Source organism: Afipia sp. GW821-FHT04G03, assembly GCF_059419985.1.
Genome location: NZ_JBWKSV010000002.1, coordinates 188,874 through 199,789, shown reverse-complemented (window position 1 = coordinate 199,789; position 10,916 = coordinate 188,874). Strand labels below are relative to the sequence as shown.

11 protein-coding genes are annotated in these 10,916 nt (G+C 60.8%); all 11 read left to right on the top strand.

The annotated features are described in order from the left end of the window. Nucleotides 1-67: 67 nt before the first annotated feature. Nucleotides 68-1,771 (top strand): FAD-dependent oxidoreductase, encoded by a 1,704-nt coding sequence (locus AC07UB_RS10195; protein WP_494652871.1) that lies wholly within the window; start codon nt 68-70, stop codon nt 1,769-1,771. 166 nt (nt 1,772-1,937) lie between these two features. Beyond that, the gene (locus AC07UB_RS10190; protein WP_494652869.1) at nt 1,938-2,891 is read left to right on the top strand and encodes a LysR family transcriptional regulator; all 954 of its coding nucleotides are present in this window, start codon (nt 1,938-1,940) and stop codon (nt 2,889-2,891) included. 84 nt (nt 2,892-2,975) lie between these two features. Then, nucleotides 2,976-3,521, top strand: coding sequence for a cupin domain-containing protein (locus tag AC07UB_RS10185; protein ID WP_492791574.1), 546 nt, complete (start codon nt 2,976-2,978; stop codon nt 3,519-3,521). Nucleotides 3,522-3,599: 78 nt separating this feature from the next. Next, a complete protein-coding gene (locus AC07UB_RS10180; protein WP_492791575.1) occupies nt 3,600-4,874 on the top strand; it encodes an amino acid ABC transporter substrate-binding protein in 1,275 nt (424 codons plus the stop codon). 25 nt (nt 4,875-4,899) lie between these two features. Beyond that, nucleotides 4,900-5,778 carry a branched-chain amino acid ABC transporter permease gene (locus AC07UB_RS10175; RefSeq protein WP_492791576.1) on the top strand — a complete coding sequence of 293 codons (879 nt, stop codon included), beginning with the start codon at nt 4,900-4,902 and terminating at the stop codon, nt 5,776-5,778. Nucleotide 5,779: 1 nt separating this feature from the next. Beyond that, on the top strand, nt 5,780-6,733 hold the full coding sequence (locus AC07UB_RS10170; RefSeq protein ID WP_494652867.1) for a branched-chain amino acid ABC transporter permease: 954 nt from the start codon (nt 5,780-5,782) through the stop codon (nt 6,731-6,733). Then, nucleotides 6,730-7,452, top strand: coding sequence for an ABC transporter ATP-binding protein (locus AC07UB_RS10165; RefSeq protein ID WP_492791578.1), 723 nt, complete (start codon nt 6,730-6,732; stop codon nt 7,450-7,452). Before AC07UB_RS10170 ends, AC07UB_RS10165 begins: the two co-directional genes overlap by 4 nt. Continuing rightward, nucleotides 7,442-8,170: an ABC transporter ATP-binding protein gene (locus AC07UB_RS10160; protein ID WP_492791579.1), complete on the top strand. Its 729-nt coding sequence runs from the start codon at nt 7,442-7,444 to the stop codon at nt 8,168-8,170. The genes AC07UB_RS10165 and AC07UB_RS10160 overlap by 11 nt, the downstream gene beginning before the upstream one ends. An 8-nt stretch (nt 8,171-8,178) precedes the next feature. Then, nucleotides 8,179-9,150, top strand: coding sequence for an alpha/beta hydrolase (locus AC07UB_RS10155; protein WP_492791580.1), 972 nt, complete (start codon nt 8,179-8,181; stop codon nt 9,148-9,150). After that, a complete protein-coding gene (locus AC07UB_RS10150; protein ID WP_492791581.1) occupies nt 9,147-9,905 on the top strand; it encodes an HpcH/HpaI aldolase family protein in 759 nt (252 codons plus the stop codon). Before AC07UB_RS10155 ends, AC07UB_RS10150 begins: the two co-directional genes overlap by 4 nt. Before the next feature lie 9 nt (nt 9,906-9,914). Further along, a complete protein-coding gene (locus AC07UB_RS10145; protein ID WP_492791582.1) occupies nt 9,915-10,901 on the top strand; it encodes a fumarylacetoacetate hydrolase family protein in 987 nt (328 codons plus the stop codon). Nucleotides 10,902-10,916: the final 15 nt, after the last annotated feature.

Below are 10,916 nucleotides of genomic sequence, written 5' to 3'. Positions count from 1 at the left end.
TGCCGACAGATGCATCACAGGCCTGAGAGCCCGCCACAGACGCAGGGAGGCTAAAATACTTAACTCGTTGCGTGACGCCGCAAGCGCCTCTCCATTCGATCTCGTCGTGGTCGGTTCGGGGGCCGCCGGTCTTTCGGCGGCGCTTTCGGCCGCGATACTTGGCCTCAGGCCCCTGATCGTTGAAAGCACAGATCGGATCGGGGGGACGAGCGCCTATTCGGCGGGCAGTGCGTGGATTCCGAATACACGTCATGCAACGCAGGTCGGCGGCGAAGATAGCTTGGAGAATGCCGCTTTGTATCTCCGCTCGTCGGTCGGCAACGAGTCGCCGGAAGCGCTCCGGCTGGCGTTCCTGTCGAGCGGTCCGGAGGCCGTCGAGCAACTCGAGCAACATTCCCAACTCCAGTTTCGGGCGCGAAAACTACATCCGGACTACAACAGCGATCTGCCGGGAGCGACCCTGAAGGGGCGGGTCCTGGAGGCTGTGCCGTTCGACGGACGCAAACTCGGAGCATTGTTCGATCTCATTCGAGAACCGATTCCCGAATTCACCATCCTCGGCGGAATGATGGTGAATCAAGAGGATGTTCTGAACCTGCTTGCGGCGAACCGCTCGCTGCGGGCGCTGATGCATTCCTTGAAGATACTGACGCGGCATGCGGTCGATCGCCTGTCGTACCGGCGTGGCACACGCCTGATGATGGGAAATGCGCTGATCGCGCGCTTTCTGATCTCGCTGCGCGATCGCGACGTGCCCATATTGCTCAACACATCCGTCAAGCAGATTCATTCCGACGCCGATGGACCTTGCGCCGTTACGCTCGAGCAAGATGGCATCACACATCGGATCGACTTTCGGGGCGGGATGATCGCGGCCACGGGCGGCTTCAATCGCAATCCGGATCTGCGCAAGCGGATGCTGCGCGAGCCTGTGGCGGAATTCTGCCCTGGCGCTCCGGGACATACGGGCTCCCTGCACGAGCAGTTGTTCGATATAGGAGCCCACTATGGCGAAGACGACCGCGACAGCGCGTTCTGGTCTCCAGTTTCAGTTCGCGCGCGAGCCGATGGCAGCAAAGCGGTTTTTCCACATTTCATATTTGATCGAGGCAGGCCGGGAATCATAACTGTCAACCAATCCGGCCGCCGCTTCGTCAACGAAGCGCTGTCGTATCATCCCTTCACGCAAGGTCTCTTCGCCGCTCATGCGATTTCGCCAAGCATTCCAGCCTACCTCATCGCTGACGAAGCGGCGCTCAGAAAGTACGGTCTTGGAATGGTTCGCCCCAGTCGGTGGGGTCGCGGTGCGTTTCTGAAAGACGGTTACCTGACGCGCGCGAAGAGTCTGCCCGAACTGGCGAAGAAGCTTGGTATCGATCCGGATAATCTCGTGGCGACTGTCGAACGATTCAACGGCTTCGCTCGCGATGGTGTCGATAGCGATTTCGGACGTGGCTCGACGGAATACCAGCGGATCACCGCCGGAGACCTTGGTCATGGTCCCAACCCCTGTCTGGGCGCGCTGGAGACGCCTCCGTTCTATGCGGTTCGTCTGTATCCCGGCGATATTGGAGCCGCAACCGGCTTCACAACAAACGAAAACGCGCAGGTGTTGCGGAAGGACGGGAGCTCAATCGCGCGCCTCTATGCATGCGGCAATGATATGCATTCGGTCATGGGCGGGAATTATCCCGGTCCGGGTATCACGTTGGGTCCTGCGATCGTATTCGGCTACGTTGCGGCACGTGATATCGCGCGACGATTGCTCTAACGTGATCGCCCCGCATTGAGATGCGGCCCGATATAAGTATCTGATTGTGTGGGGCTTTGCGGGGCGTAGGGCTGGCCCCGCCTTCACATACGCAGTTTCTTTGCTGCCAATCCCGCGGGAGTGATTTACTGCTCAAAACAGATACCAGCGGTTTATAGAGCCATCGATGAGCAAACCTCCGCGACGAGACTATCGTCAGCTCGACCTCTTTTCCCTGATGTGCCTGGTCGCACTGGTCAAGGAACTCAACGTCTCGACTGCAGCGAAGCGCATGGGCATCAGTCAGCCCGCCATGAGTCAGGTGCTCGCGCGGCTGCGTGTCTTGTCGGGCGATCCGCTGCTCGTCCGTGGCGCAAATGCAATGCTGCCGACATCGCGCGCGCTTGATCTCACACAGACCGCGGAGCAGGCGATCGATCTGCTTGAAGGCGCGTTCTGGAAGGAGCGCAAATTCGTCCCGGCAGAGGCGACGCGGCTGTTTTCGATCATGGCGTCGGACTACATTCAGGCGGTATTTTTTCCCGTTCTGATGCAGCGCTTTCTCGTTCAATCTCCGAAGTCGTCGATTCGTGCGACCCTGCCGGACCTCAGCCGGCTGCACCGCCATCTCGAGAGCGGCCCGGTGGATCTTGCTATCGGCTTCTTTACCAATCTTGCGCCGACCCTGCGTTCGGTGGGTTTGTTTCGGGATCGTCTGGTTTGCGCCCTGCCGCGTGCGGAGTTCGGCAAACGCCGATCGATCGGATTAGGTGAATATATGGCGCTCAATCATGTCGTGTTCTTCACTGAGGAGAACGGTAGTTCAACAGTGGAACGCCATACCGATCATGCGCTGAGCCTCAAGAGGGGAGAGCGCAAGATCGCACTGCACGCACAGAGCATGACCACCATGCTCGACGCTGTTGCGCGGCATGGCTTTGCAGCAACAATTCCGCTGCGATTGATCGATCATCAGCGGCATCCGCAGGTGAAATTCCTGCCGTTGCCGTTTCCCGTGCCTGATTTCGTGTTGTCGATGGTCTGGCACGAGCGGCATCATCACGAATCCGGAAATGCCTGGCTGCGCGGCGTTGCCCGCGATGCTGCACGTGCGTTGCGCGCGCAGAATAAGGATTCGTAATAGGAGTTATAAGCGAATAGGGTTTGCTGAATTTTGCGACTTGGACCTAGTCTCATTCCAACAACGAAAAACAGGGAGGTCCACATGGCGATCGACGTCGTAAAGCCCAGCCGCGCCGAAATTGAGAAGTGCATCGCGCGTTTCGACAAGATCAAGGGTGTGTCCGATGGCATTCCGGACATGAAACTTGAAGAATATCATCGCACTTTCTACAGCGTGATCGGTTTCGATCAGCCCACCGGCGACGAGCAGTATTCGCCCTTCGGCAACGCGGTGCGTCCGGTGATCAATCATATGAAGCCGGGCTTCGGCGTGGCTTTCGTGAAGGCCACGCCCGGGCATGGCGCGCCGATGCACACCCATGACACGAATGAAACCTTCATGGTTGTTGAAGGAAAATGGCGTCTGGAATGGCAGGGCGCCGAAGGCGATGAGCACGTGATCCTCAGCCCGAAGGATTTCATCTGCTTTCCGATCGGTGTGCAGCGCCGGTTTATCTGTGTCGAGCCGGAGCCGGGCAAGACCGAGGGCATACTGCTCGGCATCATCACCGGCGACGAGCCTGCGGCCGAATACGCGCCCGAAGTGCGCGACCAACTCGTCAGCGCCGGCATTCTGCAGTCGGCCTGAGCAATAAGCTGAGTTCGGATCAAGGCGCGCCCGAAACGGGCGCGCCGTAATAACAAATAGTATGAGGGGAAACCGTTGATGACCCAGATAATCCGGGCGTGGTCACGCCGCGTTGTACTCGCGATGGCAGTGTCGCTCGCGGTCGTCTTGTGCGGAGCATTGTCGGACGCGCGTGCAGCCGATCCGATCCGGCTCGGCTTCAGCATGCCCTTGACGGGACCGCTTGCCGCCAACGGCAAGGCCGCGCTGCTTGCGCTGAGGATGTGGTCGGAGGACGTTAACGCCAAAGGCGGCCTGCTCGGACGCGAGGTGAAGCTGGTCTATTACGACGATCAGAGCAGCCCGGCTGCAGTTCCCGGCATGTACACCAAGTTGATCGAGGTCGATAAGGTCGATCTCATCATCTCAAGCTACGGCACCACGCAGATGATCCCGGCGATCCCGCTAGCCATGCAGAAGGGCATGGTGATGATGGGCCTGATCGGTATGACGCCGAACGAGAAATTCAAGTACGATCGCTTCTTCCAGATCGCGCCGCTCGGCCCCGATCCGCGCACGGAAGTGCCCCGCGGCTTCTTCGACGTGGCGATGGCGCAGGAGCCAAAGCCGACGACGATCGCCATCACAGGCGTCGACGTTGAATATGGCAAGGTCGCGATGGACGGCGCGCGCGATCTCGCCGCGAAGCACGGCCTCAAGGTCGTCTATGACAAGAGCTATCCCGCGAACGTCGTCGATCTGACGCCGATTGTCCGCGCGATCCAAGTGACCAAGCCGGATCTTGTCTTTGTCGCATCCTACCCGACCGACAGTGTCGGTTTCATCAAGGCCACGACCGAGCTCAACTTCAAGCCGAAGATGATCGGCGGCGGCATGATCGGCGTGCAATATGCCGCGCTGAAGACCCAGCTCGGCCCGTTGCTGAACGGCGTGGTGAACTACGAACTCTACGCTCCCGAGTCGACGATGGATTTCCCCGGCATCCAGGAATTCCTGAAGCGCTATCAGGCGACCGCGAAATCCGAAGGCATCGATCAACTCGGTTTCTACGTGCCGCCTTACGTCTATGCGGCCGCGCAGGTCATGCAGAATGCGATCACGTCGACCGGTTCGCTCGATCAGGCCAAAATCGCGGAACACATCCGTCAGGACGAATTCGATACCATCGTCGGAAAAATCCGGTTTGGCGAAAACGGCGAATGGGCCAAGCCCCGTCCGCTGCTCGTTCAGTATCAGGGCATCAAGGGCAATGGCATTGACCAGTTCTACAAACCCGGAACTCAGGCCATCATGCACCCGCCGTCGCTGAAGTCCGGCAAGCTGATCTATCCTTACGCGGGACCCGGCCAGTAATGGCCGAATCCGACAACGAGTCCTGATGATGGATTTTTCCGCGCAACTTCTGGCAGACGCCCTGGTGTCTGGCGTCCTGCTGGGCGCGTTCTATGCCGCCATGGCAATCGGCGTGTCGATTGCCTTCGGAATGCTCGACGTGGTCAACATCGCGCATCCGGCCTTTATCGTGCTGTCGTCCTTCTTCGTCTACTGGCTGAACCAGATATTCGGGCTCGACCCGCTGCTCATCGGATTTCTGCTAACAATTCCGTTCTTCGCGCTCGGTTGCGCGATTTACACGGTCTACCATGTGAGTTTCGAGCGGCGGGGCAAGGACGCGCTCCGCGGCCTGACGTTCTTCTTCGGCTTGATGTTCATTGTCGAGATCTCGCTGGTGCTGACGTTCGGGGTGGATCTGCGGAGCGTGCAGGTGCCTTACGCCAGCGGCATTCTTCTGCTCGGCGACTTCGTCGTGCCTTATCGTCTGCTGGTGCCGGCCGCCATTTCGGTCGTCACCATCGGCGCGATCTATCTGTCGCTGACAAAGACATTCTTTGGCCGTGCCGTGCTCGCTGGCGCGCAGGATCAGCTGGCGCTGCGGCTGATGGGCGTCAACCCGACGCGAGTGCGGCAGATTGCGTTCGGCGTTTCGTTCGTGACCGCGGCGATCGCCGGCGCGATGCTGATCATGATGCAGCCGGTGACGCCGCCGACAGGGCAGGAGTTGATCGGCCGGGTGTTCGCGGTTTGCGTTCTGGGCGGTCTCGGCAGCGTGGTCGGCACCGTGCTTGGTGCACTGATCCTCGGGCTTGCAGAAAGCATCATGGGCACGTTTTTCGGCCCGTCATGGGCGCCGGCTGTCGCATTCGGCATCATGCTTGCCGCTCTCGCGATCAAACCGTCCGGCCTGATGGGACGCTGAAATGAGTGCAAGTCGCTTCACCTTCTTCTGTGTTCTCGTCTTGATCGCCGCAGCGCTCTCGACGCGCATTGGTCTCAACGATTACGCTTTCTTCGCAGCCTACATCGTAGCGCAATACATCGTGCTCGCGACAGCCTGGAACGTGCTCGGTGGCTATGCCGGTTATGTCAATTTCGGCATCGCAGGATTTTTCGGCATCGGCGTCTATTCGACAGTGGCGCTGAGTCAGCTGGTATCGCTGCCACTGCCGCTCTATGTGATGATTGCCGCGGTGATCGCCGGTCTTGCCGGCCTTGCGACCGGGTATCTGACATTACGGCTGCGCGGCGTGTTCTTTTCGATCGCGACGCTGGGCCTCGCGGTCGTGTTGCAAACCGTCGTGCTGAACTGGGATTTCGTTGGCGGCGCACGTGGTTTCACGCTGGTCCGGCCGGCGACTCCGTCGCTGTTTTCCAATTACACGCAGTATCTGTTTTTTGCGATGACGACGCTTGCCGTCATCGCGATATGGCTGGCTCGCTGGATCGAGCATTCCTGGATGGGAAGGGGGCTCGCCGCGCTGCGCGACGATGAGCAGGCTGCTGAATGTGCCGGAGTCGCGACCCTGCGGCTGAAGCTGATGGCCACCACCCTCAGTGGCGCACTGATGGGCGCGGCGGGCGCGTCATATCCGCTTTATGTCGGCTATGTCGATCCGTACTCGACATTCAGTCTGGCGCTCGCAGTCAACACGCTCGCAATGCCGCTGATCGGGGGAACGTCGAACTGGGTCGGCCCCGTGATCGGGGCGGTCCTGCTCAGTCTCGTTCAGGTCGGCACGGGGGTGACCGCGTTCTCGCAATGGAGTTCGCTGATCGTCGGTGTGCTGCTCGTGCTTTTCGTTATCGTCGCCCCCAACGGTCTGATGGGTTTGTTCCGCCGTAACCGGTCTCCTGCTTCGGAGCGGCCGGCATGACGGCGCTTCTCGAGGTCAAAGGGCTGAGCAAGCGCTTCGGCGGCTTTATTGCGCTGAACGATGTGTCGCTGGCAGTTCAGCCCGGCGAGCGGATCGGCGTGCTGGGGCCGAACGGGTCCGGCAAGAGCACGCTCGTCAACTGCATCACCGGCACTTTGCGCAGCGACGGTGGCGACGTGCTGCTGTCGGGGGAAAGCTTGCGCGGCAAACCGGCGCATTTGCGAACCCGCGCCGGGCTCGCGCGAACGTTCCAGATTCCGAAGCCGTTCTTCAGCGTCAGCGTTCTTGATAACATTCGTATCCCGCTCGACTATTGCGGACATCACAAGTCGCATGAAACGACGGTCGCGAAAGAGGCGATGGCGTTGCTTGAACTCGTCGGCCTGGCTCATCAGGCCGCGCAGTCGACCACCGCTTTGACGCAGGTCGAGCTGCGCAAGCTCGAGCTCGCCAAGGCGATTGCCTCCAATCCTAAACTCTTGATCGCCGACGAGGCGCTGGCGGGGCTGTCGACCACCGAGGTCGATGAAATTCTCGAGCTGCTGTTCCGGCTTAACGAGCGCAACATCGCGATCATCATGATCGAGCACATCATGCGCGCCGTGACCAAGTTCTCCCAGCGCGTCATTGTGCTGGTGGCAGGCAACAAGATTGCCGACGGCCCGACCGAACAGGTGTTGCGCGATCCGAATGTCGAAAGGGCGTATCTTGGCGAATAGCATCGTCGTTGAGAACGTTCATGCGGGCTACGGCGGCGTCCGCGTGCTCAACAATGTCTCGCTCGAAGTCAGTCGTGGCGAGACGGCGGCGCTGCTCGGCACTAACGGGAACGGCAAAAGCACGCTGATCAAATGCATCATGGGAATATTGCGCCCTTCCGCCGGGCGCGTGCTGATCAATATCGATGGCAGGTCACATGACGTGTCCACACTCTCGACCGAGGAACTGGTGCTTCTCGGCGTCACGCTGGTGCCGGAAGGCCGCCGGCTATTCCCGAACCTGTCGGTCGAGGAAAACCTGCTGCTCGGCGCCTTTCGCAAGTCGGCGCGGGCCAGGCTCAAGGAGACAATAGGGCTGTGCTTCGATCTGTTTCCCGTGCTGCGTGAGCGCCGGCGGCAGCTTGCCGGCAGCATGAGCGGCGGCGAGCAGCAAATGCTGGCCATCGGCCGTGCGATGATGTCGCTCCCGTCGATTCTCATTATCGACGAGCCGTCGGTCGGCCTCGCGCCGATCATGGTCAAGCGCACCATCGAAAAGATCGGCGAATTGAAACGGAAGCAGGAACTGACGGTTCTGATGGCTGAGCAGAACTTCACGCAATCGATCCGGATCGCCGACCGCGGATACGTCATCGTGCATGGCGAGATTGCGGTTTCCGGAACGAGCGCCGAACTGAGCGATAACGATCTCGTCAAGAAACTGTATCTCGGTTTGTGAGGTGACTTATGGGCGAAGCAGCACCAGCGATCGATCCGGTCGATCCTGAACTGATTGCAACCGGCGCATTCCTCAAGGACAACGGACTGGTTGCGCCAGATCCGCGAACGGCGGCGATGGCCGATGTTCGCGCCGGGCAGGATCGCCTCGGCAAATTCCTCGCCGATAAAGTGACGCCGGTCGCAACCGAACGTGACCTGACTATCGAGGGGCCGGGCGGTCTCATTCCGTGTCGTCTGTATGTGCCGGATCTCGGCGCGCCGCCGCCATTGCTGGTCTATTTTCACGGCGGCGGGTTTGCCTATGGCAGCGCGCGGGGCTGGGACGGGCTGATGCGCGAACTCGTGCATCGCGCCCATATCGCCGTGCTCAACGTCGACTATCGTCTCGCGCCCGAACACAAATTCCCGGCCGGCCTGTCGGATGCCCTCGCGGCAATTCAGCACGTCCGTCAATCTGGCGCGGCGTGGGGCGTTGACCCAGCGCGTCTGGCGGCGGGTGGCGATTCAGCGGGCGCAAATCTGGCGCTGGCTGCGGCCATGACGCTGCGCGATCGCGGCGAACAGGCTTTGAAATCGCTGTTGCTGTTCTACTGCGTCTCGTCGGGCGATTCCGCCAGCGAAAGCTGGAAGACGCTCGGGACCGGAGCCTATGGCTTGTCGCAGGCGCAGATGGAGTGGGTGTGGTCGACCTATCTGGAGCGCCCGGAGCAGCGCAACGACTGGCGTGCCGCTCCGCTGGCGGGCGACTTGCAAGGGCTTCCGCCGGTGCAACAGATTATTGGCTCGCTCGACCCACTGCTTGACGATGCCCGGGCCCTGAAGGCGCGGCTGGACGCGGTCGGCGTCGCCAACGATCTGAAGGTCTATCCCGGGGTCAATCATGGCTTCGTCCGTTTCAACACCATGATCGCTACGGCGCAGCGCGCGGTTGATGATGCCGCCGCCGCATTGCACCGCGACTTAAGGACAGCGCGATGATAACGAGACCTTCGCTTAATCAGCGGCTGCGCGAAGGCGGTGCGCTTACCGCCGTGTTCGCGATCATTCCTTCAACGCATGTCATCGAGATGATCGGGGTCGCTGGATTCGAAGCCGTCATTATCGATATGGAACATGGTCCGTTTTCGATCGATTCTGTGATTCCGCTGATTCTGGCCGCGCAGGTGCGCGACATGTATCCGATCGTCAGGGTGCGGGCGAACGAGCCCTCGCTGATTGGCGCGGTGCTTGATGCCGGCGCGGCCGGTGTGCTGGTGCCTCAGGTCACCAGTGCTGCCGCAGCGCTGGAGGTTGTGAAGGCAGCGAGATTTGCTCCGCACGGTGCGCGTGGCACCAACCCTTGGGTGCGCGCCGCCGATTACGGCGCGGGCCCGACCTGGTTTCAGGATGCCAATCGCGACGTCAGTGTCATGGTGATGATCGAGGGCCGTGAAGGTCTTGACGCGCTCGGTGACATTCTCGCGGTTCCCGGCCTCGACGGCATCTTTCTCGGTCCGGTCGACATGGCTCAGTCGCTCGGGGTTGGCGGGCAACCCGAACATCCCAAGGTGATTGAAGCGATCAAGAACACGGTCACGACGGCGTCCGCGCGCGGCATCGGCACGGCGGTGTTCGCGCCGAATGTCGCAGCGGCAAAGCGCTGGGCGGCGCAAGGTGTGCGGATGGTCGCGCTCAGCGAGGACGCGGCCATCATCATGGATGCGTTGCGCAAGCTTAAACAGGAACTGCAATAGGAGACGTCGATGAAACTCGTCACGTTCCGTCATGGCAATGACCGGCCGCGCAGTGGCATCTTGGTCGAGGACGGTGCCGCTGTCATCGATCTCGCGGCGGCCTATCAGCAGAAGTGGAGCGGCACCGGTCCGGTCGCCACCGTGCTCGAAATCGCCGAGGCCGGCGCCAACGGCCTCGATGTCGTGACCGAGCTTCTGAAGCTGCCGCCGTCGGGAGCGCGGCGGGCGCGAAGCGAAATCAAGCTCGACGCGCCGATTCCGCGTCCCCCGCAGATGCGCGACTTTTTGTGTTTTGAGAAGCATCTCGTGCAGGCTTTCGAGCAAGCGCGCCGCGTCCGCGCGCAGCAGTCTCCGGACCCGGAGGCAGCGATGCGCGAGATGGAGCAGAAGGGCATCCTGTCAGTTCCAGCGACGTGGTACGAGCGGCCGATTTTTTATCATCCGAATCGTCTCAACGTCATCGGCACGGACACCGACGTGGTGTGGCCGGCCTATTCGTCGCTGATGGATTTCGAACTGGAGTTCGGTTGCTACATCGGAAAATCGGGCAACGACATCGCTGCGTCAGGCGCGCGAGCGCACATCTTCGGTTACACCATCTTCAACGACTTCTCCGCGCGCGACGAGCAGACCAGGGAGATGCCGGGCCAACTCGGCCCAGGCAAGGGCAAGGATTTCGACGGCGGCAACGCGATGGGACCTTGCCTTGTGACTGCCGATGAATTCGGCGATCCCTACGCCAAGACCATGATCGCGCGCGTCAACGGCGAGGAGTGGGCGCGCGGCAACACCGGCGAGATGCGCTGGAAGTTCGAGGATTGCATCGCGCATGTCTCGCGCGGAGAAACGCTCTATCCGGGTGAATTTTTCGGCTCCGGCACCGTGGGCGGTGGCTGTGGCCTCGAGACGATGCGCTTCTTGAAATCGGGCGACGTGGTCGAACTCGGGGTCGAGGGCATCGGAGTGTTGCGCAACCGCGTGCTACGCCGCGACTGACAAGAAACAAGTAAG